Origin of the sequence: Aeromicrobium phoceense, assembly GCF_013868155.1 — a bacterium.
In the GTDB taxonomy this organism is placed as follows: domain Bacteria; phylum Actinomycetota; class Actinomycetes; order Propionibacteriales; family Nocardioidaceae; genus Aeromicrobium; species Aeromicrobium phoceense.
In genome coordinates, this window is record NZ_JACEOG010000001.1 from 2,231,616 (window position 1) to 2,255,807 (window position 24,192).

A 24,192-nucleotide genomic window follows, 5' to 3' on the forward strand; every position below is an offset into this window, starting at 1 on the left:
GGGCCGTGCGACCGCGCCGACCGCTCTCGGGCACGCAGTTCAGCCTCCGGCGGGGGCGGTACGAGGCCGACGTCGCGAGTGTCGGCGCATCGCTGCGCACCCTGCCCTTCGACGGGCGTGACCTCGTGGTTCCCTTCGAGGCCGACGAGCTCCGCCCATCGTTCCGGGGACTGACGCTGGCGCCGTGGCCCAACCGGGTCGTCGGCGGCGCGTACCGCCTCGCCGGCGTCGACCACCAGCTGCCGATCACCGAACCGGACCGCGGACACGCCCTGCACGGCCTCGCGATCTGGACCGACTACGAGCCCCGGGAGGCCTCGTCGGACCGGGTCGTCCTCGCGGCCACGATCGAGCCGCAGGCCGGCTACCCGTGGCGGGTCGAGGTGAGCACCCCCTTCAGCCTCGACGACCACGGACTGGTGCAGACGGTCACGGGGCGCAACGTCGGATCCGGAAATGCTCCGTGGGGCACCGGCCCGCATCCGTACCTCGTCGGGGGACGCGGTCGCGTCGACGACTGGGAGCTGGAGCTGCCGGCCGCCGACGTCCTCTCGGTGAGTGGGGACCTCCTGGTGCCGACCGGGCTCGTCGCGGTCGACGCCGAGGATCCCGCCCGGTTCGACTTCAGGAGGCCGCGGCGCCTCGGGAACGCCCGGATCGACCACGCGTTCACCACGCTGGCTCGTGAGGAGGACGGCACCGTCCGCGTCAGGCTGCGAGCGGATCGAACGGGGGTCGAGATCACCTTCGACGCGACCTGTCCGTGGGTGCAGGTCCACACCGCCGACGCCGACGACCGCATCGGCCTCGCAGTCGAGCCGATGACCTGCGCACCCGATGCCTTCAACTCCGGCACGGGACTCGTCCTGCTCGAGCCGGGGGAGGCGCACACCGCCGGCTGGCGCATCGCGGCGATCGACTGAAGACCGCAGGGGTCGGCGGAGACTACGTTGGAGGCGGCCCGCCCCTGCGGAGGAGCACCTCGGACGAGAGGAACGACCATGTCCCACGCGCCTTCCCGACGTCTGCCCGCGCCTCTCGACCGGAGCAGGCCCGTCTGGGTCGCGCCGATGGCGGGCGGACCGTCGACGCCCCGCCTCGTCGTCGCGGCGGCTCGCGCGGGCCACTTCGCCCAGCTGGCAGCGGGGTACAAGAGCGCCGAGGCGATGACGCGCGAGGTGCGGGAGGTGCGCGACGCCGGGACGGAGCTGTTCGGCGTCAACCTCTTCGTCCCGAACGTGCACCCGATCACGGCAGCCGCCTATGAGGGCTACGCGCGCTCGCTGCAGCCCACCGCGGAACGGCTCCACCAGGACGCCGAGCCCGTGGCCCTGCGCGAGGACGACGACGCGTGGGACGCGAAGATCGCCGCGCTGGTCGCCGAGCCCGTTCCGGTCGTGAGCTTCACCTTCGGGCTCCCGTCGGCGGACGTGCTCGACGCCCTCCACCGCGCCGGGTCTGTCCTCGTGCAGACCGTGACGTCGCCGCAGGAGGCGCGTCGTGCGGAGGCGGCCGGCGTCGACGTTCTCGTCGTGCAGGGCTTCGCCGCGGGCGGGCACTCGGGCGTCTGGGACGCCGATCACTGGCCGGCCGACATCCCGTTGTCCCAGCTCGTCGAGGAGGTGGCCGGCGGGGTGTCCGTCCCGCTCGTGGCCGCCGGCGGCATCGCGTCTCCCGGGGACGTCGAGGCGGCCATGGCAGCGGGAGCGTCCGCCGTTGCGGTGGGAACCGCGGTACTCCGCGCCCCCGAGAGCGGCGCCTCGGACCTCCACAAGGACGCGCTCGCCGACCCGCAGTACACCTCGACCGCCCTCACCCGTGCTTTCACCGGCCGACCGGCGAGAGCCCTGGTGAACCGCTTCGTGCTCGACCACGACGAGGCGGCCCCCAGCGGGTATCCGGCGCTTCACCACCTCACCCGGCCGCTTCGTGCCGCCGCGGTCGCGGCGAACGACCCTTCGGCGCTCAACCTCTGGGCGGGGCAGCAGTGGCGAGGTACCCGCGAAGCGCCGGTGGCAGAGATCCTCGAGGGCTTGATGCCCGCCAGCGGGACAATGGGGTCATGAGCCTCACTGTTCCGACACCCGTGCCGTACGACGCAGCGCTCCGTGAACGGGTCGCGGCCCACCTCGCGGACCATGACCGTCGAGTGGCCGACGCCGAGGGCAGGCGCCACGCGGCGGTGGCCGTCGTCCTCGTCGACTCCGCACCGGGCGAGGTTCGGGTCGATCCTCCCCGGGACGCCGCGGACGAGGCGGCACCCGGTGTTCACGAGCTCGACGGGCGCATGGAGAACGTCTCCGGTGGCGCGGCCTTCCTGCTGAGCCGGCGCTCCGGGCGCCTCCGCACGCACTCGGGTCAGTGGGCGCTGCCCGGCGGTCGGATCGACGAGGGCGAGGACGCCGTCGACGCGGCGCTGCGGGAAACGGACGAGGAGCTCGGCGTGAGGCTGAGCCGCGACGACGTGCTCGGACTGCTGGACGACTACCCGACGCGCTCGGGCTACGTCATCACCCCGGTCGTGGTCTGGGGTGGGGGACCGCTGGACCTGCGGCCGTCGCCCGACGAGGTGCTCGCGGTCTACCGCGTCGGACTCCACCAGCTGCTGCGGAGCGACTCGCCGCGCTTCCTGGACATCCCGGAGAGCGATCGCCCCGTGGTCCAGATCCCGCTGGGGGACACCGACCGCGTCCATGCGCCCACCGCAGCCGTCCTGCTCCAGTTCCGCCGCCTGGGACTCGACGGGGACCCGACCCGGGTCGACGATCTCGAGCAGCCGACCTTCGCGTGGCGCTGAGCGTCACGAAGGCGAAGAGGTCGATGACCTCTGTACCGGTGTGTGAGCATGATCGACGTGTGCCTCGCAAGACACACAGGTGCGCGGTCAGAACCATCCAGCTGGGTGCTTCGCGGCCGTGACCGGGATTGAACCTCGATGAGTCGGTACGAGCTGCGTCTCCTGCTCGACAGCTGGGGATTGATGGTCGACCTCGATCTTTCAGTTCATCCCGCGGATCGGAAGCCGACAGTTGGCATCCCCGTCGCCACCAGCGCGTGGTTGGTGATCAGCGAGTCGGTGAACCTGACGGCGAGCGAGCTCCCGCATGTGCTCAGCGCGCTGCGTCGCGTCGCTCCACGGCTGCAGGAGCGCTACGCGGCTGACTCCGGCGAGCTGATCTTCACACTCGACCACCTCTGGTACCCGTTGACCGACTCGCAGGACGACGCCATCGAGTTGGCCGTGGCGGGCTGGGCTGTTGAACAGCTCGGCATCGACGCCGACCCAGCCCGCGTGACGTTCGATCGCGCTGCGAACGCCTACGTCATCACGTTCGACAAGGACATGTGGAAGTCCGGGCGGGGATGAGAGGCCTCCGCAGGCACTGGAAGAATGGGCGCCATGCCGATATCTGGTGACGAGGCACAGCTCCCCGCCGCCGTCCTGTGGGACATGGACGGCACGATCGTCGACACCGAGCCGCTGTGGATCAACGGCGAGTACGAGCTCGCCGCGCAGCACGATGCCGTCTGGACCGAGGAGGACGCGCTCACGCTCGTGGGCAGCGACCTGCGCGAGGCGGCCGTCTACATCAAGCGGCGCATCGGGTCCGACATGGCGCCCGAGGAGATCACCGACTGGCTCGGCGGGCGGGTCGCGGCCGGCCTGCGCGAGAAGCAGGACTGGCGGCCCGGCGCCGTCGAGCTGATCACCGCGCTGCGCGAGGCCGGCGTGCCCCAGGCGCTCGTCACCATGTCGTACGCCTACATCGCCGAGCCGGTCGTCGAGGCCCTCGGGTTCGACGCCGTCGTCACGGGGGACAGCGTCACCCACGGCAAGCCGCACCCCGAGCCCTACCTGACGGCCGCGCGGCTGCTCGGCGTGGAGGCCGCCGACTGCGTCGCGATCGAGGACTCGCGCACGGGTGCCGCATCCGCGAACGCGGCCGGCTGCCACGTCGTGGCCGTGCCGCACGCCGGGAACGTGCCGGAGGCGCCCCGCCGCACGATCGTCACCAGCCTCACCCACCTCAGCGTGGCCGACCTGGCCCGGCTCGCCGACCGCGGACCGGAGTGAACACGACGTCCGCGACCGCGGGCGAAGTACCGGCTGCCCGCCACGGCGCCAGTAGGTTGTACCCATGAGTGGCGGTTGGCGCATCGCGCGCATCGCGGGCGCGGACATCGTCGTGCGCCCCTCCTTGCTGGTGATGGGCGTCATCCTGGTGATCGTCTTCGCGCCGCAGTTCGACTCCCTCGGCGCGGGACCCAACCCCTACCTGACCGCCGTCGTCTTCGTCCTGAGCCTCTACGTGTCGGTGCTCCTGCACGAGCTGGCGCACCTCGCGGCGGCCCTGTGGTTCGGCATGAGCGTCTCCTCGGTGGAGCTGCACCTGCTCGGCGGCGAGACCCGCATCGAGGGCGACTCGCGCCACCCGTGGCAGGAGCTGGTCACCTCGATCGTCGGCCCGCTGGCCTCCTTCGTCCTCGGTCTCGCGGCACTGTGGGGCGCGCAGATCACCTCCGGCGCCACGTACTCGGTGCTGTGGTCCGTCGGCTTCATCAACCTGCTGATCGCGGTCTTCAACATGCTGCCGGGCCTGCCGCTCGACGGTGGTCGCGTGCTGCGCGCCCTGATCTGGGCCACCACGGGCAGCGAGGCGAAGGGTGTCCGCGTGGCCGGTTGGATCGGTCGCGCCGCCGCCCTGGTGCTCATGGCCATCGCGGTCTCGATGCTGTTCGGCGAGGACACCTTCGCCATCGGCCGCGCGCTGCTGCTGCTGGCCGTCGCGCTCTTCCTCTGGCAGGGCGCCTCCTACGCCCTGCGCCAAGGTGTCGCGCTCGCGCGAATCGGCGCTCTGAGAGCCGAGCAGCTGATGCGTCCGGAGCCTCCGCCGACCGGCGCCGTGCCGATCTCGGTCGACCTCAAGGGCCGCGACCTGCTGGTCGCGATGGCCGAGAACCCCGCCAACGCCTACGCGCTGGTGGACGGCCGGGGGACCGTGGTGGGAACCCTCTTCGCGTCCTCGGTGGACCGCGCCTATCGTGAAGCCGGATGAACCACCAACGCACCGGACCCTTCGTCGAGGGCGAATGGATCCGCCTCTCCGATCCCAAGGGCCGCAAACACAACATCCAGCTCGTCGCCGGCAAGGAGTTCAGCACCAAGAAGGGCCAGGTCCGGCACGACGACATCATCGGCCGCCCCGAGGGCATCGTCGTCGAGACGTCGCTGGAGTTCCCCTACCAGGTGTTCCGCCCGCTGCTGTTCGAGTACGTCGTCTCGATGCCGCGCGGCGCCGCGATCATCTACCCCAAGGACGCGGCGCAGATCCTCGTCCAGGCCGACATCTTTCCCGGTGCGCGCGTCATCGAGGCCGGCGCCGGCTCGGGCAGCCTCACGTCCTACCTGCTGCGCGCCATCGGCCCCGAGGGACACCTCGAGTCGCACGAGCTGCGTGAGGACTTCGCCGAGAAGGCCCGCGCCAACGTCGAGCAGGCGCTCCACGGCGTGCCCGACACCTGGACCCTCACCGTCGGCGACCTGCGCGACGCCGTCGACGGACCCGAGGTCGACCGCATCATCCTCGACATGGTCGACCCCTGGACCTGCATCCCGCTCGCGCTCGAGCGGCTGGTGCCCGGCGGCATCGTCTGCGGCTACGTCGCCACCACCACGCAGCTGTCCCGGTTCGTCGAGTCCCTGCGTGAGTCCGCGGGCTTCACCGAGCCCCACGCGTGGGAGACGCTCGTGCGCGACTGGCACCTCGAGGGCCTCGCGGTCCGGCCCAACCACAAGATGAACGGGCACACCGCCTTTTTGGTCACCGCCCGTCGTCTCGCCCCCGGGCAGCGGCCGATGCCGAAGACGCGACGACCCGCTCCCGGCGCCTACGGACCCGACTACGTGGGCCCGCGGCCGGCCGACCTGGACTGACGCAACCGGATCGCAACACGATCGTTCCGAGATGGACTGGTGAGGACGTCGTCGCCGGGTAGGGTCATAGCAACCCCTCCAGGAGGTGTCACATGACCGGTAGCGAGTACACCGACAGGTACGCCGAGGCCCGCCTCGCCGACGTCGAGGCGCGCCTGGCCAGCACGGCCGCCCAGAACGAGCGCCTCACGTCCACACTGCGTGAGGCACGCGACCAGATCGTGGCGCTCAAGGAGGAGGTCGACCGCCTCGCCCAGCCGCCCACGGGCTTCGGCACCTTCCTCAAGCTGAACGAGGACGACTCGGTCGACGTGATGACCGGCGGCCGCAAGCTGCGGGTCAACGTGAGCCCCGCGGTCGACAAGGCCGGCCTGCGCAAGGGCCAGGAGGTCATCCTCAACGAGGCCATGAACGTGGTCGCCGCCCTGGAGTTCGAGCAGGTCGGCGAGGTGGTGATGCTCAAGGAGCTCATGGCCGACGGCGAGCGCGCCCTCGTCCTGGGCAACGCCGACGAGGAGAAGGTCGTGCGCCTCGCCGACGTCCTCGCGGGCCAGCGCCTGCGCGCGGGCGACTCGCTGCTGCTCGACAGCCGCGCCGGCTACGTCTACGAGCGCATCCCGAAGTCCGAGGTCGAGGAGCTGGTCCTCGAGGAAGTCCCGGACATCGACTACACGAGCATCGGCGGACTGGGCAACCAGGTCGAGATCATCAAGGACGCCGTCGAACTGCCGTATCTCTACCCCGAGGTCTTCGTCGAGCACGAGCTGAAGCCGCCGAAGGGCATCCTGCTCTACGGCCCTCCCGGCTGCGGCAAGACGATGATCGCGAAGGCGGTCGCGGCGAGCCTGGCCAAGAAGGTCAGCGAGCGCACGGGGGAGGAGGGACGCTCCTACTTCCTCAACATCAAGGGCCCCGAGCTGCTCAACAAGTACGTCGGCGAGACCGAGCGGCACATCCGCCTCGTGTTCCAGCGGGCGCGCGAGAAGGCCAGCGAGGGCACCCCGGTCATCGTCTTCTTCGACGAGATGGACTCCCTGTTCCGCACCCGCGGCTCGGGTGTCTCCTCCGACGTCGAGAACACGATCGTGCCGCAGCTGCTGAGCGAGATCGACGGCGTCGAGGGCCTGGAGAACGTCCTGGTGATCGGTGCCTCGAACCGCGAGGACATGATCGACCCGGCGATCCTGCGCCCGGGCCGCCTCGACGTGAAGATCAAGATCGAGCGCCCCGATGCCGAGGCCGCCCGCGACATCTTCAGCAAGTACCTCACCACGACGCTGCCGCTGCACGAGGACGACCTGCGCGAGTGGGGCGGCGACCGCACGGCGTGCGTCCACGGGATGATCCAGCGCACCGTCGAGCGGATGTACACCGAGAGCGAGGAGAACCAGTTCCTCGAGGTCACCTACGCCGGTGGCGACAAGGAGGTCCTGTACTTCAAGGACTTCAACTCCGGCGCGATGATCCAGAACATCGTCGATCGCGCGAAGAAGATGGCGATCAAGGACTTCCTCGACCACCAGAGCAAGGGCCTGCGGGTCCAGCACATGCTCCAGGCGTGCGTCGACGAGTTCAAGGAGAACGAGGACCTGCCCAACACGACCAACCCCGACGACTGGGCGCGGATCTCGGGCAAGAAGGGTGAGCGGATCGTCTTCATCCGCACGCTCATCACGGGCAAGGGCGGCAATGAGCCGGGTCGATCGATCGACACGGTCGCGAACACGGGACAGTACCTCTGACACTCGAATTGCGCGTGGTCCGCTACGACCACCCGGACGCCGTGAAGCTGACCGAGCTGGTCCAGGCCGAGTACGTCCGGCGATACGCCAGCGAGGTGGGCGACTCCTCGCCGATGGCCCCTGAGGAGTTCGACCACCCCAACGGGATCTTCTTCATCGGCTACGTGGACGAGATCCCCGTGGCGATGGGCGGCTGGCGCCGCGGTGGCCCGAATGGCGACACCGACGGCGAGATCAAGCGCATGTTCGTGCTCGACTCGCACCGTGGACAGGGCCTCTCGCGCCAGGTGCTCGACGAGCTGGAGCGCAGCGCCGCCCGCCAGGGCATCACGCGCCTCGTCCTGGAGACCGGCACCGAGCAGCCCGAGGCCATCGCGCTGTACCGCTCGGCGGGCTACGTGGACGTGCCCGCCTTCGGCTTCTACGCGGAGTACGACGACTCGGTGCACCTCGGCAAGATCCTCTGACGCGCTGAGCGGCCGTCGAGCGCCTCGCGTCGCATACTGGGCGGAAGCGCGAGACACGACGGAGGTCGGCATGGCCATCAACACGTACCTGTTCTTCAGCGGAGGCACCTGCGCGGAGGCGTTCGAGCGCTACCGCGACATCCTCGGCGGCGATCTCTCGATCACCCGCATGAGCGAGGTGCCGCAGGACAGCCGCATGCCCGGGTCGGACCCCGACTCCGTGATGCACGCGGCGCTGGTGTTCGGCGACCGGATGCTCATGGGCTCGGACGACCCGACCGGCGACGGCGGACCCCGGCTGGGCTTCAGCGTGGCCTACACGGCCCCCGACACCGAGACGGCCCAGCGGGTCTTCGGCGCGCTCGCCGAGGGCGGAGAGACGACGATGCCGCTGGAGCCGACGTTCTGGTCGGCCGCGTTCGGCACGTGCACCGACCGCTACGGCGTGCCGTGGATGGTCGACGTCGCGTCGGGCGCCGCGTAGACGGCCGCGTCCGCCGCGTTCGGAGACCCGCGATCACGGGGCCGTGCCGCGTAGGGTGAAGGCGTGAGCGTCCGACGAGTGCAAGGGTCCGAGGTCGAGTACGGCATCGCCGTGCAGGGACAGCCCCTGGCCAACCCCATGGTGGCGGCCACCCACGTCGTCAACTCCTACGCCGCGGCCAACGGGCTCACACGCCGGGCCCGCTGGGACTACGAGGAGGAGAGCCCACTGCGCGACGCGCGCGGGTTCGACCTCGGTCGCGACGTGGCCGACCCCTCGCAGCTCACCGACGAGGACATGGGCCTGGCCAACATCATCCTCACGAACGGGGCGCGGCTCTACGTCGACCACGCGCACCCCGAGTACTCCAGCCCCGAGGTCACCAGCCCGCTCGACGTGGTGCGCTGGGAGAAGGCCGGCGAGCTGGTCATGCTGCGCGGTGCGCAGCTGGCGGCCCGGGTGCCCGGCGTGGCGCCGATCATGCTCTACAAGAACAACGTCGACAACAAGGGCGCGGCCTACGGCTCGCACGAGAACTACCTCATGCGCCGCGACGTCCCGTTCCTGTCGATCGTGCGCCAGCTGACGCCCTTCTTCGTCGGCCGCCAGATCATCACCGGCGCGGGCCGGGTCGGCCAGCACCAGGACGGCAGCGTCCACGCCTTCCAGATCAGCCAGCGCTCGGACTACTTCGAGGTCGAGGTCGGCCTCGAGACGACGCTCAAGCGGCCGATCATCAACACGCGCGACGAGCCGCACGCCGACCCGAAGAAGTACCGCCGCCTGCACGTGATCATCGGCGACGCGAACCTGTCGGAGACCTCCATCTACCTCAAGCACGGCACCGCCTCGCTCGTGCTGGCGATGATCGAGGCCGACGCGCTGCCGGAGCCGCTCGAGCTGGCCGATCCGGTGCGAGCCCTTCACCAGATCTCCTACGACCCCACGCTGCGCACGGCCGTGAAGCTGGCCGACGGTCGCACCATCACCGGGCTCGACCTGCAGGGCCACTACCTCGAGCACGCCAAGAAGTTCGTCGAGAGCCAGGGCGACGACGACCCTCAGACCCTCGACGTGCTGGAGAAGTGGGGGTCGGTCCTCACGCGCCTGGCCGACGACCCCATGAACCTCGTCCGCGAGCTCGACTGGGTGGCCAAGCTGGCGCTGCTGGAGCAGTACCGCGAGCGCGACGGCCTCGACTGGGACCACGCGAAGCTGCACCTGATCGACCTGCAGTACCACGACATCCGGCCCGAGCGGGGGCTCTACCACCGGCTGGTGGCCGGTGGCCGCATGGAGCGACTCCTCGACGACGCCACGATCGAGGAGGCCGTCACCGAGCCGCCGCACGACACGCGCGCCTACTTCCGGGGCCGCTGCCTGCAGCGCTTCTCGTCCGACATCGCCGCCGCGTCGTGGGACTCGGTGATCTTCGACCTGCCGGGGCACGACTCGCTGCAGCGGGTGCCGACGATGGAACCCCTCAAGGGCACCGCCGAACACGTCGACGGACTCTTCGGACGCGTCGAGTCCGCCGCAGAGCTCTTCAGGGCCATCACGGGCCGCTAGTGGATAGGGTGGAGACATGGCCGAGCAACAGCACAAGACGACCCGCAAGAGCGACGTCGACGAGGAGCAGGTCGAGACCCCCGCAGTCGACACCGAGCACAAGGAGAAGCTCGACGACGACGTCGACTCCATCCTCGACGAGATCGACGACGTCCTCGAGGAGAATGCCGAGGAGTTCGTGCGCAGCTTCGTCCAGAAGGGCGGACAGTGATGCTCGATGGAGGCTTCCGCGCCGTCGGATCCTCCTCGTTCACCGAGTTCCTCGCCACGCAGGCTCCTGACCTGCTCCCGAACGCCGCCGTGGGCTCGGTCTCCGGGCTCGACGTGACGCACGGGACCACGATCGTCGCCGCCACGTTCGACGGGGGAGTCGTCATGGGCGGCGACCGCCGCGCCACGATGGGCAACGTCATCGCCCAGCGCGACATCCAGAAGGTCTTCCCGACCGACGAGTTCAGCTGCGTCGGCATCGCGGGCACCGCCGGCATCGCGGTGGAGATGACGCGGCTGTTCCAGGTCGAGCTCGAGCACTACGAGAAGATCGAGGGCACGACGCTCTCCACCGACGGCAAGGCCAACCGGCTCGCCACGCTCATCCGCGGCAACCTCGGCATGGCCATGCAGGGGCTCGCGGTCGTGCCGCTGTTCGCGGCCTACGACCTCCAGGCGCAGTGCGGCCGCATCTTTGCGTTCGACGTCACGGGCAACAAGAACGAGGAGCGCACCTTCCACTCGGTCGGCTCGGGCTCCACGTTCGCCCGCGGCTCGCTCAAGAAGCTCTACCGCAGGGACATGTCCGAGACCGACGCCGTCACCGCCGTGATCCAGGCGCTCTACGACGCGGCCGACGACGACACCGCCACCGGCGGACCCGACCTCACCCGACGGATCTTCCCGCTGGTCTCGGTCATCACCGCCGACGGCTACCGCGCGTGGGACGAGTCCAAGACCGCTGCCATCGCCGACGTCGTGATCGGCGGGCGCATGCAGTCGCCCGACGGCCCGTCCGCCCCGCTGACCTAGGAGCGCCATGACCACCCCCTTCTACGTCTCGCCCGAGCAGCTGATGAAGGACCGGGCGGACTTCGCCCGCAAGGGCATCGCCCGGGGCCGCAGCGTCGCGGTCGTCCGCTACGCCGACGGCATCGTCTTCGTCGCCGAGAACCCCTCGCGCGCGCTGCACAAGATCAGCGAGATCTACGACCGCATCGGCTTCGCCGCCGTGGGCCGCTACAACGAGTTCGAGAACCTGCGCATCGCCGGCGTGCGACTGGCCGACATGCGCGGTTACTCCTACGACCGCAGCGACGTCACGGGCCGCGGACTGGCGAACGCGTACGCGCAGACGCTGGGCACCATCTTCTCCAGCGGGGGAGAGAAGCCCTACGAGGTGGAGATCTTCGTCGCCGAGGTGGGTGCCACGCCCGCCGGCGACCAGATCTACCGGCTCACCTACGACGGCTCCGTGGCCGACGTGCCCGCCTACGGCGTGATGGGCGGCCAGAGCGACAAGGTCGAGGAGCACCTCGGCGCGCACTACCAGCCCGACCTGCCGCTCGCGGAGGCGCTGCGGCTCGCGCTCACGGCCCTCGGCAACGACACCGAGCCCGCCCGCACGATCGCCCCGGACGACCTCGAGGTCGCGGTCCTCGACCGCACCCGCAGCCAGCCCCGCAAGTTCAAGCGGCTCGGCCAGGCGCAGGTCGCCGAGCTCCTCGGCTGACGCTTCCCCGGCTCCAGCCTGATCTCGATACTCCCCCGCAAGCGGGAGGTACCCCCACCGTCTCGCTCCGCTCGCCGGGCACTCGATCACCGGGACCGCCGGCGAGGAACGAGCGTGTGTATCGAGACCGTTCGTCGCCTTGCCGGCACGACCCCGGGCACTCGATCACCGGGACTGCCGGTGGTCGAGTGCCCGCGAGGAACGAGCGGGTGTATCGAGACCCGCTCGCCTCTCGGCTACGGCGCCGTGGGCGGCGTGATCCTCAGCAGGGCCTCCATGTTGCCGCGGAACGACTTCTGCACGCTGACGCCGGTGCCGTAGCCGACGCCGTCGTCCTCGGGGTTGCCCGAGCCGAGCGGCGTCGCCAGTCCGACGTCCGTGCCGTACAGGTCCGTCCGCGGCGCGCCGTTCTCGTCGACGACCCTCGTGCTGTACGGGGCGTTGCCCACCGACGGCACGACCGTGGAGGCGTCAGCGTCGCGGTAGAAGAGGCTGCTGCCCCGCACCTCGATGCCCGGGTACCAGCCCCGGTCGTCGGTGAACGACCGGACCGCACGCTGCGAGCCGAACCGGTTGCACGCCTCGTTCGTGAAGTCCGGCTGCGTCGTGCACTCACGGAAGGCGTAGCTGCCGAACAGGTTGAACGCCGCGTTCGACGACTGCGGACGCGAGGGCAGGTTCTTCAGCGTGCTCGTGTCGTTGGCCGCGTTCGCCCCGGTCCGGCGGAGCGGATCGAAGTGGCTGTCGACGATGAGCAGTCCGCCCTTGGCGCCCGTGCTGGGCAGGTCCGTGAGGTTGTTCAGCACGTGGTTGGCGTCGCCGTACGACGTGTCGCGGTACCAGACGAGGGCACCGGGCGCGTTGTACCGGATCTTCTCGACCTTCCAGGCGCCGTCCTCGCCGAGCTTCTGGTACGTCGTGTCGTAGGCGTACTTCAGGCCCTTGTCGAAGCCGTCGAGGTTGCGCCACTCCACCATGTAGTACTGCGCGTTGGACGTGGTGCCGCTGTCGATGACCCAGCCGGCCCCGCGTGCCTCACCGGCCACCCACGAGTCGATCGTGGCGGTCCAGCCGTTCAGGCCGCTCTCGACGTCGTCGGTGAAGGTGGTGGCCCCGCCGCCGGTGACCGAGAAGTCGTCGGCGAACCAGCCGCGCTCGGTGAACGCCGCGTCGGTCGACTGCATCAGCCGGACCTGGATGGTGTCGCCCGCCCAGGCACTGAGGTCGATGTAGTCGTGACGCCAGCCGTCGCTCGTGCCGGTGAGGCCGTACCTGCGGTTGCCGAAGGTGGCCAGGTTCCCGTTGGGGTCCGGGTAGTCGTCGGGCGTGGTGACCTCCTCGCCGGCCTCGTCGTAGACCTTCTGCGGGGTCCACGTCGCGCCGCCGTCGGTGGAGACCTCGACGAAGCCGAAGTCCCAGTCCTGCTCGATGACGTAGTTGTTCCACATCCAGAAGCGGGCGTCCGCGGCGTCGGGCACGTCGATCGTGCGCGACAGCGAGTTCATCGCCCAGTTCTGGTCGTTGTTGCCCCACCACATGTTCTCGCCGCTGTGGGGAGTCGCACGGGTGACGATCTTGTCCGGCAGGTTGATCTTGATGCCGTCCTCGGAGCCCTTGGGCGTCCGGCTCGTCTGTCCGACCTTCACCGTCCGGGCGCGGTCGCCGGGGTCGATCTCGAGGGGATCGGCCCAGCCGAGGATCCACTTGTCCCAGATGCCCATGTGGGTGGGCATCGACTGGAAGATCGGCCCGGAGTGCGAGCCGGAGGACATCAGGTCCCAGAAGTCCACGTCGGAGTCGCCGCCGCTGGCGGTGTCGTAGAGGTCGGGCAGACCGAGGTCGTGACCGTACTCGTGCGCGAACACGCCGACACCGGAGTCCTCGGGCTGGACGATGTAGTTCGACAGCCGCAGGTTGGTGCCGGGCACCGGCGCTCCGCCGGCCACGGCCGACGAGTGCGCCCAGATCGCGTACGGGCCCTCGGCTCCGCCGCCACCGGACTTGTCCTCACCGGCGTGCACCAGGACCACGTGGTCGATGACGCCGTCGGGTTCCAGCAGGTTCCCGTCGCCGTCGGTGTCGCCCTGGTCCTCGAGGTCGTAGTCGGCCCACGGGAAGTTCGGCTGCGCCTCGGCCAGTGCCGCGACCGCGTCGATGGGCAGCTGGCCCGCGCCGAGCGGGTTGTCGGGGTGGCCCTGCATGTCCTGGACCGCGCCGTAGACCCAGTCGCCGTTCTCGTCCTGGTGGCAGACCGTGGCGCCGTAGTACGCCTCGGAGTGCTCGACCGTGACCCACGGCGTCGCGGCGCCGCCGACGGTGTAGGCGCCCTTCGACATCTCCTCGTACATGTTCTTCATCGTGTAGCCGGAGATGTCGATGCCCCGGCGTCCGTCAGGGCCGCGCAGGTCGGTGCGCACGCGCTGGGTGATGCCCTTCTTCGTGTAGAGCATCGCGTTGTAGTGCGCGGGCGAGAAGTCCTTCACCCACATGGAGTTGTTGTCCTCGAGGTCGCTGTTCGCGGGGTTCGGGATCTGGTTGTGGGTGGGGCCGTTCTGCACGTTGCCCGGCACGCAGGTGTCCGAGCCGTAGCCGTCGGGCACGTAGCTGCCGGTGAAGTCGTCGTTCGCCTGCTCGTTGAACTCGACGAGGATCGTGAGGAGCTTCGCCTGCTGCGTGCTCTTGGCCTGCTTGAAGCGCCGGTCCCGGACCTGCTTGGGACTGCGACCCGTGCGCAGCGACTCCGCCTCGACGCGGGCCAGCTGACGCGCCGCCACCGGGTTGCCCTGGCTGTGCTTGCGGTCGACCTGCTTGGCCTTGATGAGGGCCTTCTGCTGCTTCTGGACCGACTGCTTCGACACCCGCTTGCCCTTGAGCTCCACCGCCCTGTCGGGGGTGGACGAGATCTCGGCACGCGGCGCGACGTAGTTGATGTAGCCCGGTGCCACGGCCGCCGCGCCACCGGACGGCGCCGGTGGGGGAGCGGCCGACACGGAGCTCGAGCTGAACGCCAGCCCGGACGCGGTCAACGCCAACGTGGTCGCGCCCACCAGCCAGAGGCCGGTCCTGCGCGGAGATCGATGAGTGGTCATGGTGCTCCTCAGGGAACCGGGCCGAAGTCCGGTGGTCCGTGCCCCCGTGGACGGACTCCTGACATCGTGCGCCTCACATCACCCGTTTGGGAAGAGCCAATGTGACGAGCACCACACCGCGGCCGTCGCGATCGCGTGCGCGTGCGGCGTGCGGGACTAGGCTGTCGGCATGGACCGGCGGATCTTCGGGATCGAGAACGAGTACGGCGTCACCTGCTCGTTCCACGGCCAGCGCCGCCTGTCTCCCGACGAGGTCGCGCGCTACCTGTTCCGGCGGGTCGTCTCGTGGGGGCGCAGCAGCAACGTGTTCCTGCGCAACGGCGCCCGGCTCTACCTCGACGTCGGCAGCCACCCCGAGTACGCGACGCCCGAGTGCGACGACATCGTCGACCTCGTCACGCACGACCGGGCGGGGGAGCGGATCCTCGAGGGCCTCATGCTCGACGCGCAGCAGCGCCTCGCCGAGGACGGCGTCGAGGGCGACATCTACCTGTTCAAGAACAACACCGACTCGGCCGGCAACTCCTACGGCTGCCACGAGAACTACCTCGTCAGCCGCGGTGGCGAGTTCAGTCGCCTGGCCGACGTCCTGATCCCGTTCCTCGTCTCGCGCCAGATCATCTGTGGCGCGGGCAAGGTCCAGCAGACGCCGCGCGGCACGGTCTTCAGCGTCAGCCAACGCGCCGAGCACATCTGGGAGGGCGTCTCCAGCGCCACCACGCGGTCGCGGCCGATCATCAACACCCGCGACGAGCCCCACGCCGATGCCGAGCGGTTCCGCCGGCTGCACGTGATCGTGGGCGACTCGAACATGAGCGAGACCACCACGATGCTCAAGGTCGCCACGACCGACCTCGTGCTGCGGATGATCGAGGGCGGCGTCACGATGCGCGACCTCACGCTGGAGAACCCGATCCGGGCGATCCGCGAGATCTCGCACGACATGACCGGGCGACGCAAGGTGCAGCTGGCCAACGGCCGCGAGCTCTCGGCCCTGGAGATCCAGGCCGAGTACTTCGCGAAGGCCGCCGACTTCATCGACCGCAACGGCCTGCGCACCCCCACGATCGATCGCACGATGGACCTGTGGGAGCGCACGCTGAAGGCGGTCGAGAGCGAGGACCTCAGCCTCATCGAGCGCGAGATCGACTGGGTCATCAAGTACCGGCTGCTCGACCGCTACCGCACGCAGCGCGGCCTTTCGTGGGCGGATCCGCGCATCGCCCAGCTCGATCTGGCGTACCACGACATCCGCCGCGACCGCGGGCTGTTCTACCTGCTCGAGAGCAAGGGTTCGGTCGCGCGCGTCACGAAGGACCTCGACGTCTTCACCGCCAAGTCGGTCCCGCCGCAGACCACGCGGGCCCGGCTGCGCGGTGACTTCATCGCGCGGGCGCAGGAACGGCGCCGCGACTTCACCGTGGACTGGGTGCACCTGAAGCTCAACGACCAGGCCCAGCGCACCGTGCTGTGCAAGGACCCGTTCCGCTCCGAGGACGACCGCGTCCAGCGCCTCATCGACTCCATGTGACTCTCAGACGTTCCTTGGGATCGGCCGTTAGTGTGGCCACGGCATCGATCCCCAGGAGGAACCTCACCGTGCGTCGTACCGCTCTCGTGACCGCCATGGCCACCGCATCCTTCGTTCTCGCCGGCTGTGGCGGCGGCACCGACCTCGACGGGATCGAGGTCTCCAAGGGCAGCACGCCGAAGGTCACGGTCGAGCAGGACTACACCACCGAGAAGACCGAGTCCCGCGTCGTCTCCGAGGGTGGCGGCGACGAGGTGGCCGACGGCGACACGATCAAGATCAACTACGTCGCGGTCAACGGCCGCACGGGCAAGGAGTTCGACAACTCCTTCGAGAACGAGACGCCGATGACGCTCACCCTGAACGAGAAGACGGCGCTGCCGGGCTTCTACAAGGGCCTCGTGGGCCAGGACATCGGCTCGCGCGTCCTCGTCTCGGTGCCGGCCAAGGACGGCGTGTCCCTCCTGCAGAGCGCCGATTCGCTCGGCCTGGAGAAGGACGACACCATGGTGTTCCTCTTCGACCTCGTCTCCAAGGTGCCCACCGAGGCCAGCGGCAAGGCCATGAAGGCGCCCGCCTCGCTGCCGAAGCTGACGTACGACAAGGACAAGCACCCGGCGAAGTTCGCCAAGACCAAGAAGACGCCCGCCGAGGTGAAGAAGTCCGACTCGGCCGTCCTGATCAAGGGCAGCGGCGAGAAGGTCGCCAAGGGCGCCACGCTCAGCGTGCAGTACGTCGGCCAGCAGTACCCCGACGGCAAGGTCTTCGATCAGTCCTGGGCCACGGGCCCGCGCCAGATCTCGATCGCCGAGGGTTCGGCCATCCCGTGCTGGAGCGACCAGATCCCCGGTCACACGCTCGGCAGCCGTGTCGTGGTCACGTGCTCGACCGATGACGCGTACGGCAAGGACGCGAAGAAGAACGGGCAGCCCGACGGGCCGCTGATCTTTGTCGTGGACCTGCTCGACGCCAGCTAGTCTTTCGCTCATGGCCCAGCGGAAGACCGAACGGTTGATGAACCTCGTCTTCACCCTCTTGGCCACCAGCCAGTACCTGACGAAGGAACAGATCCGTTCCTCCATCGCGGAGTACCGCGAGGACAACGACGTGGCGTTCGAGCGCAAGTTCGAGCGCGACAAGCAGGAGCTGCGCGACCTCGGCCTCGAGATCGAGACGGGCACGTTCGACGCGCTCGGCGGCGTCACCGGCTACCGGCTGCTGCGTGCCGAGGTGGAGCTGCCCCAGATCGACCTCACCGTCGAGGAGGCCGCCGTCATCGGCCTGGCCGGCCAGCTGTGGGACCACGCCGGCATGGCCGCCGAGACCACCACGGCGCTGGCCAAGCTCAAGGCGATCGGCCACGACTTCGACCCGTCGGTCCTGCGGATGACCGAGGCGCGGCTGCGCGCCGAGGAGCCCGCGTTCGATGCCGTCTTCGACGCCACGGGCCGCCGGATGCCGATCGCGTTCGAGTACCGCCGCCCCGGCGGCGAGACCACGGTGCGCCACCTCGAGCCGTGGAGCATGACCTCGTTCCGTGAGCACTGGTACGTGGGCGGCTACGACCGCGACCGCCAGCGGCCGCGCCTGTTCCGCCTGTCGCGGATCGTCGGCGCGGTGCTGCCCGACGGCGAGCCGGGGGAGTACGAGGTGCCCGACGACGTCGACCTCAAGAAGGTCGCCCGCGCCCTCCACCCGCCCGAGCCCGACGCCACCGCCGTACTGAGGGTCACCGCCGGCCGTGCCCAGTCGCTGCGCCGTCACGCCGTGCGCGTCGACCGGGTGGACGACGCCACCGACCAGGTCGAGGTCGCCTACGCGGTGGTCGGCGACCTCGCCGACGAGATCGCCTCGTACGGCGCCGACGCGATCGTCGTGGCGCCGTCCGAGCTGCGCGACGCCGTCGTCACGAGACTGCGCACCGTCGCGGAGGTGCACGCGTGAACCCGTCGCTGAAGCAGGTCGTCCGGATGCTGGCGATGGTGCCGTACCTGCAGAGCAACCAGGGCATCCCGCTGGCCGACCTCGCCCGCGAGTTCAAGATCAAGCCCGCCCAGGCCCAGCGCGAGCTCGAGATCATGATGCTCACGGGCTGGGGCGAGTACCACGGGGAGCTGATCGACTTCGACGTCACGGCGCTGCAGGACGAGGGCGTCGTCTACATCCGCGACGCCGAGTTCATGGCCCGCCCGCTGCGGATCTCGCGCAGCGAGGCGGCCGCGCTGATGGTGGCCCTGCGCACGCTGCGCCAGTCCGCCGCGGGCGACCAGGCGGCCTTGATCGACTCGGCGCTGGCCAAGCTCGCCGAGGCCGCCGGCACCGAGCTGGACACCCCGGTCGACGTCCTCCTGCCCGAGGTCGATCCCGCCGTCCAGGCCGCGGTGGCCGAGGCCCTGGCGGGCAAGCGGCAGCTGCACATGGTCTACGCCAACGAGACGCGCGACGAGCAGACCGAGCGCGTGGTCGACCCGCACCGCGCCTTCACGCAGGACGGGCACCGCTACCTCTCCGCGTGGTGCCACAAGGTGGAGGCCGACCGGCTGTTCCGCGTGGACCGCATCGTCGCTGCCGCGGTGCTCGACGCGCCGGTCACCACCGACGCGGACCAGCGCACGCGGCTCGAGGACCTCTTCCCGCAGGGACCCCACACCCCGTCGGTGCTCGTCGAGATCGAGCCCGGCGCGGACTGGCTGCTCGGCCAGTACCGGATGGACGTCGTCGAGCAGCGGCCCGATGGCGCCGTCCGGGCTCGGCTGTTCGGCAGCGATCCGGCGTGGCTGCGCCGTGTGGTGATGCGCGCGGGCGGCCGGATGCGCGTCGTGGAGCCGGGGGAGTTCTCCTCCGAGGTACGGGACGCCGCCCGCTCAGCACTGGCCGCGTACGATGGAGTCACTTCCGATCAAGGAGCCTGACATGCCCAATCTCGGTGCCACGGAGATCCTCATCATCCTGGGGATCGTGATTCTGCTGTTCGGCGGTCGCAAGCTTCCCGAACTGGCTCGCGGCTCAGGCCGCGCCCTGCGCATCTTCAAGTCCGAGATCCGCGAGAGCGAGCAGGAGGAGAAGCAGGCCGAGACTCCTCGTACGATCGACCCGGCCGCCACCGAACGCCGCGACGACCCCACCCGCTGACCCGGGTGGCCCTGGGATTCGGTCGGGCCGGACGTCAGTCCGCCCCCGGCGGCGAGATGCCGCTGTTCGACCACCTCGCCGAGCTGCGCTCCCGCCTGATGAAGGCGCTGGCCGCCGTCGTCGTCGGCGTCGTCATCGCCTGGTACTTCTATCCCGAGATCCTCGACTGGCTCACCGCGCCGTACGAGCAGGTCCGTCCCACCCTCGAGGACGAGGGGATCGACACCGAGCTCGTGATCAGCGGGATCGGCGGCGCGTTCCAGTTCCAACTCAAGACCAGCGTCATCGCCGGTCTCGTGCTCTCCAGCCCCGTGTGGCTGTGGCAGCTCTGGGCCTTCGTCCTGCCGGCGCTGCATCGCCACGAGAAGCGTGCCGCGCTGCTGCTCACCGCCACGTGCCTGCCGCTCTTCCTCGGCGGCGCGTGGATCGGCTACTGGACCTTCCCGAAGGCGATCGAGCTGCTCGTCGGCTTCGCCCCCGAGGGCTGGACCAACCTGCTGAACGGCGCCGACTACCTCAGCTTCGCGACGCGCATGATCCTGCTGTTCGGCGTGGGTGCGCAGATCCCCGTGGTGGTGGTGATCCTCAACCGGATCGGCGCGGTGAGCGGTGAACAGCTGATCCGCGCCCGACCCTGGATCATCGTCGGCATCTTCGTGTTCGCGGCGATCGCCACGCCCACCGTGGATCCCGTGACGTTCCTGTTCCTCGCCATCCCGATGAGCGTCCTGTACTTCGTCTCCGAGATCATCGCGCGGGTCACCGACCGCCGGCGCGGTCGTTCCGGCGAGCGGGTCGACGACGAAGAGGCGTCGACACTCGACGCTCCCCGAGGCCTCGACGACTGATCCTCCGTAGGCTGGGGACATGTCCACCCCGGCCGAGCAGTACGCCCGATTCCGCAAGGACCAGAAGCACCCGCACGTTGCAGCCTTCCGGGACCTCTACCCGTTCGGGCTCGACGACTTCCAGGTGCGCGCCTGCGAGGCTCTCGAGGACGGCCACGGCGTGCTCGTGGCGGCGCCCACGGGCTCGGGCAAGACGCTCGTCGGCGAGTTCGCCGTCCACCTGTCGCTGGCCACGGGGCGCAAGTGCTTCTACACCACCCCGATCAAGGCCCTCTCGAACCAGAAGTTCAGCGACTTCGCCGACCGGTACGGCGCCGAGAACGTGGGCCTGCTGACCGGCGACAACACGATCAACGGTGAGGCGCCCATCGTCGTCATGACGACCGAGGTGCTGCGCAACATGATCTACGCCGGCTCCTCGACGCTGACCAACCTCGGCCACGTCGTCATGGACGAGGTCCACTACCTCGCCGACCGGTTCCGCGGCGCGGTGTGGGAGGAGGTCATCATCGGCCTGCCCCCGTCGGTCTCGATCGTGTCGCTGTCGGCCACCGTCTCCAACGTCGAGGAGTTCGGCGCCTGGCTGCACGAGGTGCGCGGCGAGACGGTGACGATCGTGGAGGAGAAGCGGCCCGTGCCCCTGCACCAGCACGTGCTGGTGGGCCGCAAGATGTTCGACCTGTTCGAGCCGAACTCCACCGAGGTCAACCACACCCTCGAGCAGATGGCCCGCGACGACGCGCAGTGGAACCGCGCGTTCGCCAAGAACCGCTCGCGCCGCCCGCAGAAGGGCGGTCGCCGCCCGCGCAGCCGCCACCGCACGCCCGACCGCATCGACATCGTCCTCAAGCTGGAGTCCGAGGGCCTGCTGCCGGCGATCGTCTTCATCTTCAGCCGTGCCGGCTGCGCCACGGCGGTCGAGCAGTGCCTGGCCGCGCGCCTCATCCTCACGTCCCAGGAGGAGCGCGAGGCGATCCACGAGCACGTCGACGCGGCCTGCGCGCACCTGCCCGAGGACGACCTCGCCGTCCTGGGGTTCCACGAGTTCCGCGAGGGCATCGGACGCGGCATCGCCGCGCACCACGCCGGCATGCTGCCGACGTTCAAGGAGTGCGTGGAGGACCTGTTCAGCGCCGGCCTCGTGAAGGTCGTGTTCGCCACCGAGACGCTCGCGCTGGGCATCAACATGCCCGCACGCTCCGTGGTGATCGACCGGCTCACGAAGTGGAACGGCGAGAACCACGTCGACGTCACGCCGGGGGAGTACACCCAGCTCACCGGACGGGCCGGACGCCGCGGCATCGACGTCGAGGGCCACGGCGTGGTGCTGTGGCAGCCCGGCCTGGACGCGCGCCACGTGGCCGGCCTCGCCTCGACGCGCACGTATCCGCTCAATTCCTCGTTCCGCCCGTCGTACAACATGGCGGTCAACCTCGTGCACCAGGTCGGTCGCGGCCGGGCCCGTGAGCTGCTCGAGATGTCGTTCGCCCAGTTCCAGGCCGACCGCGCCGTCGTCGGTCTCGCCCGCAAGGTGCGCAAGGCCGACGAGGCGATCGAGGGCTACCGCGAGTCCGTCAGCTGCGAGCGCGGCGACTTCATGGAGTACATGGGCATCCGTCGCCGCATCGGCGAGCTGGAGTCCGCCGGGTCGAAGTCGCGCCGCGCCGCCAAGCGCGAGGAGGCGATGGAGTCCCTCACGCGGCTCAAGCGGGGCGACGTCATCAACGTCCCGGCCGGCAAGTTCTCCGGGCTGGCCGTGGTGCTCGATCCCGACACCGGCAACCGCGAGGGCCCGCGCCCGATGGTGCTGACCGCCAACCGCCACGCGCGCCGACTGGCGGTCGTGGACTTCCCCACTCCGGTCGACCCGCTCATGCAGATGCGGATCCCGAAGTCGTTCAACCCGCGCGACGCCCAGTCGCGGCGCGACCTCGCGTCGTCCCTGCGCAACCGCGCGGGGCACCTGGCCGAGTACCCCGTGGCGTACCGCGAGGGACCGACCGCGGAGGACCCGCGGATCGCCGAGCTGCGGCGCGAGCTGCGCGACCACCCCTGTCACGCGTGCCCCGACCGCGAGGCACACGCCCGCTGGGCGGAGCGCGCGCTCAAGCTCGATCGCGAGACCGACAGCATGCGCCGCCGCGTGGAGCAGCGGACGAACAGCGTCGCGCGCCAGTTCGACCGCGTGTGCGAGGTGCTGGACTCGCTCGGCTACCTGAACGGCGACGATGTCACGCCCGAGGGCCGGCGCCTGCAGCGCATCTACGGCGAGTCCGACCTCGTGGTCAGCGAGTCGCTGCGCCACGACGTGTGGGGCGCCCTGTCGCCCGCCGAGTTCGCCGCGGTCGCGAGCGGGCTCACGTACGCGGCGCGCAACTCCGACGAGGCACCGCCGCCGCGCTTCCCGACGAAGGCCGTGGCCCAGGCCGCCGAGTCGATGGGGCTGCTGTGGCTCCAGCTCGACCAGCTCGAGCGCGAGCACCGGCTGTCGTTCCTGCGCCGGCCCGACTTCGGGTTCGCGTACGCGGTCTGGATGTGGTGCGAGGGCACCAGCCTCGATCTCGTGCTGGGCTCGGCCGAGATGGCCGCGGGCGACTTCGTGCGCGCGATGAAGCAGCTCATCGACACCGTGGCCCAGATCGCCGACGCGGCCGGCCCGGGACCGCTGCGCGACACCGCGCGGTCGGCGCTCGACGAGCTCCGTACCGGCGTGGTGGCCTACTCGAGCGTCACGTCCTGACGGACGCGAGCAGCCGGTCGACGGGGCCGGCCACGTTCCACTGCTCGCCGAAGGCACGCAGGGCGGCCTCGTCGATCACGCCGGTCACGGGATCGTCCAGGTCGAGGTCGGGGCGCACCGTGACCACCCGGACCGCCGCGTCGATGTAGTCCGAGCTGTCCAGGAGCGACTGGCGGATCCGTGGGCGCAGGGAGGACGACGGATCCGCGGCGGCGGCCCGGATGCCGTCGAGGTCCGCGTACTCGTTCAGCAGCGCCGCGGCGGTCTTGTCGCCGATGCCCTTGACGCCGGGCAGCCCGTCGGAGGCGTCACCGCGCATCACCGCGAAGTCGACGTACTGCTGGGGCTCGACGCCGTACTTCTCGCGGACCCACGCGGCGTTCACGACGTCGTGCTTGCCGACACCTCGCGCCGTGTAGAGGACGCGGACGTCGCGGGCGTCGTCGACGAGCTGGAACAGGTCGCGGTCGCCGGTGACCACGTCGATCCCGGTCTCCCAGCGGTTCACGAGGGTGCCGATCACGTCGTCGGCCTCGGCCTCTGGCGCACCGACCACCGTGGCGCCGGCCAGCGTGAGCGCCTCGGCGATGAGCGGGACCTGGTGCGCCAACAGGTCGGGCGTCTCCTCGATGCCAGCCTCCGGGTCGGCGACGCGGTGGGTCTTGTACGTGTCGAGCAGCTCGACGCGCCACGCCGGCCGCCAGTCGTCGTCCCACGCGGCCACGACGGCCTCCGGCTCGTACCGGTCCTGCAGCGTGGCGAGAAAGTCGAGCATCCCGCGCACGGCGTTCACGGGCCGCCCGTCGGCGGCCCTGATCGAATCGGGCACGCCGTAGAAGGCGCGGAAGTAGAGGCTGGCCGTGTCGAGGAGGAGCAGTCGCGAGGACATGGCGTCATGATGGCACGCCCGACGGACACCGCTGCGAACGTGC

Annotated in this window: 23 protein-coding genes; 21 read left to right on the forward strand and 2 right to left on the reverse strand. The window is 70.0% G+C overall.

Annotation, left to right across the window (positions count from 1 at the left end; genetic code table 11):
- Positions 1 to 5: 5 nt before the first annotated feature.
- The 14 genes from H1W00_RS10755 to prcA all read left to right on the forward strand — a co-directional run bounded on the left by H1W00_RS10755 (position 6) and on the right by prcA (position 11,920).
- Positions 6 to 923, forward strand: a complete 918-nt coding sequence (locus H1W00_RS10755) for an aldose 1-epimerase family protein (protein WP_338072877.1) — start codon at positions 6 to 8, stop codon at positions 921 to 923.
- Positions 924 to 1,001: 78 nt separating this feature from the next.
- Positions 1,002 to 2,066: a nitronate monooxygenase gene (locus H1W00_RS10760; protein WP_181755697.1), complete on the forward strand. Its 1,065-nt coding sequence runs from the start codon at positions 1,002 to 1,004 to the stop codon at positions 2,064 to 2,066.
- Positions 2,063 to 2,797 carry an NUDIX hydrolase gene (locus H1W00_RS10765; RefSeq protein WP_181755698.1) on the forward strand — a complete coding sequence of 245 codons (735 nt, stop codon included), beginning with the start codon at positions 2,063 to 2,065 and terminating at the stop codon, positions 2,795 to 2,797. Before H1W00_RS10760 ends, H1W00_RS10765 begins: the two co-directional genes overlap by 4 nt.
- A 183-nt stretch (positions 2,798 to 2,980) precedes the next feature.
- The gene (locus tag H1W00_RS10770; protein WP_181755699.1) at positions 2,981 to 3,367 is read left to right on the forward strand and encodes a hypothetical protein; all 387 of its coding nucleotides are present in this window, start codon (positions 2,981 to 2,983) and stop codon (positions 3,365 to 3,367) included.
- A gap of 33 nt (positions 3,368 to 3,400) precedes the next feature.
- Positions 3,401 to 4,075 carry an HAD family hydrolase gene (locus H1W00_RS10775; RefSeq protein ID WP_181755700.1) on the forward strand — a complete coding sequence of 225 codons (675 nt, stop codon included), beginning with the start codon at positions 3,401 to 3,403 and terminating at the stop codon, positions 4,073 to 4,075.
- Positions 4,076 to 4,139: 64 nt separating this feature from the next.
- Complete coding sequence (locus H1W00_RS10780) at positions 4,140 to 5,057, forward strand: M50 family metallopeptidase (RefSeq protein ID WP_181755701.1); 918 nt, start codon at positions 4,140 to 4,142, stop codon at positions 5,055 to 5,057.
- A complete protein-coding gene (locus H1W00_RS10785) occupies positions 5,054 to 5,935 on the forward strand; it encodes a tRNA (adenine-N1)-methyltransferase (RefSeq protein ID WP_181755702.1) in 882 nt (293 codons plus the stop codon). The genes H1W00_RS10780 and H1W00_RS10785 overlap by 4 nt, the downstream gene beginning before the upstream one ends.
- Positions 5,936 to 6,027: 92 nt before the next feature.
- Positions 6,028 to 7,677 (forward strand): proteasome ATPase, encoded by a 1,650-nt coding sequence (arc, locus tag H1W00_RS10790; RefSeq protein ID WP_181755703.1) that lies wholly within the window; start codon positions 6,028 to 6,030, stop codon positions 7,675 to 7,677.
- Between the two features lie 14 nt (positions 7,678 to 7,691).
- The gene (locus H1W00_RS10795) at positions 7,692 to 8,144 is read left to right on the forward strand and encodes a GNAT family N-acetyltransferase (RefSeq protein WP_286928837.1); all 453 of its coding nucleotides are present in this window, start codon (positions 7,692 to 7,694) and stop codon (positions 8,142 to 8,144) included.
- A 70-nt stretch (positions 8,145 to 8,214) separates the two neighbouring features.
- Entirely contained in the window at positions 8,215 to 8,628 is a 414-nt protein-coding gene (locus tag H1W00_RS10800; protein WP_181755704.1) for a VOC family protein, read from the forward strand.
- A gap of 63 nt (positions 8,629 to 8,691) precedes the next feature.
- Positions 8,692 to 10,197: a depupylase/deamidase Dop gene (dop, locus tag H1W00_RS10805; protein ID WP_181755705.1), complete on the forward strand. Its 1,506-nt coding sequence runs from the start codon at positions 8,692 to 8,694 to the stop codon at positions 10,195 to 10,197.
- Between the two features lie 16 nt (positions 10,198 to 10,213).
- Positions 10,214 to 10,408, forward strand: coding sequence for a ubiquitin-like protein Pup (locus H1W00_RS10810; RefSeq protein WP_181755706.1), 195 nt, complete (start codon positions 10,214 to 10,216; stop codon positions 10,406 to 10,408).
- Complete coding sequence (prcB, locus tag H1W00_RS10815) at positions 10,408 to 11,220, forward strand: proteasome subunit beta (protein ID WP_181756258.1); 813 nt, start codon at positions 10,408 to 10,410, stop codon at positions 11,218 to 11,220. The genes H1W00_RS10810 and prcB overlap by 1 nt, the downstream gene beginning before the upstream one ends.
- Before the next feature lie 7 nt (positions 11,221 to 11,227).
- A complete protein-coding gene (gene prcA / locus H1W00_RS10820) occupies positions 11,228 to 11,920 on the forward strand; it encodes a proteasome subunit alpha (protein ID WP_181755707.1) in 693 nt (230 codons plus the stop codon).
- Positions 11,921 to 12,156: 236 nt separating this feature from the next.
- Here the strand turns inward: prcA and H1W00_RS10825 are convergent, their stop codons facing one another.
- Positions 12,157 to 15,009, reverse strand: coding sequence for an immune inhibitor A domain-containing protein (locus H1W00_RS10825; protein ID WP_181755708.1), 2,853 nt, complete (start codon positions 15,007 to 15,009; stop codon positions 12,157 to 12,159).
- A gap of 169 nt (positions 15,010 to 15,178) precedes the next feature.
- On the opposite strand from H1W00_RS10825, the gene pafA reads away from it, so the two are divergent.
- The 7 genes from pafA (at position 15,179) to H1W00_RS10860 (ending at position 23,260) form a co-directional block, all read left to right on the forward strand.
- Positions 15,179 to 16,540, forward strand: coding sequence for a Pup--protein ligase (gene pafA, locus H1W00_RS10830; protein ID WP_181755709.1), 1,362 nt, complete (start codon positions 15,179 to 15,181; stop codon positions 16,538 to 16,540).
- Between the two features lie 95 nt (positions 16,541 to 16,635).
- Entirely contained in the window at positions 16,636 to 17,517 is an 882-nt protein-coding gene (locus H1W00_RS10835; protein WP_181755710.1) for an FKBP-type peptidyl-prolyl cis-trans isomerase, read from the forward strand.
- A gap of 10 nt (positions 17,518 to 17,527) precedes the next feature.
- Complete coding sequence (locus H1W00_RS10840) at positions 17,528 to 18,484, forward strand: helix-turn-helix transcriptional regulator (protein WP_181755711.1); 957 nt, start codon at positions 17,528 to 17,530, stop codon at positions 18,482 to 18,484.
- Complete coding sequence (locus H1W00_RS10845) at positions 18,481 to 19,452, forward strand: WYL domain-containing protein (protein WP_181755712.1); 972 nt, start codon at positions 18,481 to 18,483, stop codon at positions 19,450 to 19,452. The genes H1W00_RS10840 and H1W00_RS10845 overlap by 4 nt, the downstream gene beginning before the upstream one ends.
- A gap of 1 nt (position 19,453) precedes the next feature.
- Complete coding sequence (tatA, locus tag H1W00_RS10850; RefSeq protein ID WP_181755713.1) at positions 19,454 to 19,672, forward strand: twin-arginine translocase TatA/TatE family subunit; 219 nt, start codon at positions 19,454 to 19,456, stop codon at positions 19,670 to 19,672.
- A 5-nt stretch (positions 19,673 to 19,677) separates the two neighbouring features.
- Positions 19,678 to 20,520 carry a twin-arginine translocase subunit TatC gene (gene tatC / locus H1W00_RS10855; protein WP_338072878.1) on the forward strand — a complete coding sequence of 281 codons (843 nt, stop codon included), beginning with the start codon at positions 19,678 to 19,680 and terminating at the stop codon, positions 20,518 to 20,520.
- Positions 20,521 to 20,539: 19 nt separating this feature from the next.
- Complete coding sequence (locus H1W00_RS10860) at positions 20,540 to 23,260, forward strand: DEAD/DEAH box helicase (RefSeq protein WP_181755714.1); 2,721 nt, start codon at positions 20,540 to 20,542, stop codon at positions 23,258 to 23,260.
- On the opposite strand, the gene H1W00_RS10865 is transcribed toward H1W00_RS10860, so the two are convergent.
- The gene (locus H1W00_RS10865; protein WP_181755715.1) at positions 23,250 to 24,149 is read right to left on the reverse strand and encodes a 5'-3' exonuclease; all 900 of its coding nucleotides are present in this window, start codon (positions 24,147 to 24,149) and stop codon (positions 23,250 to 23,252) included. The two genes, H1W00_RS10860 and H1W00_RS10865, sit on opposite strands and share 11 nt — an antisense overlap.
- Positions 24,150 to 24,192: the final 43 nt, after the last annotated feature.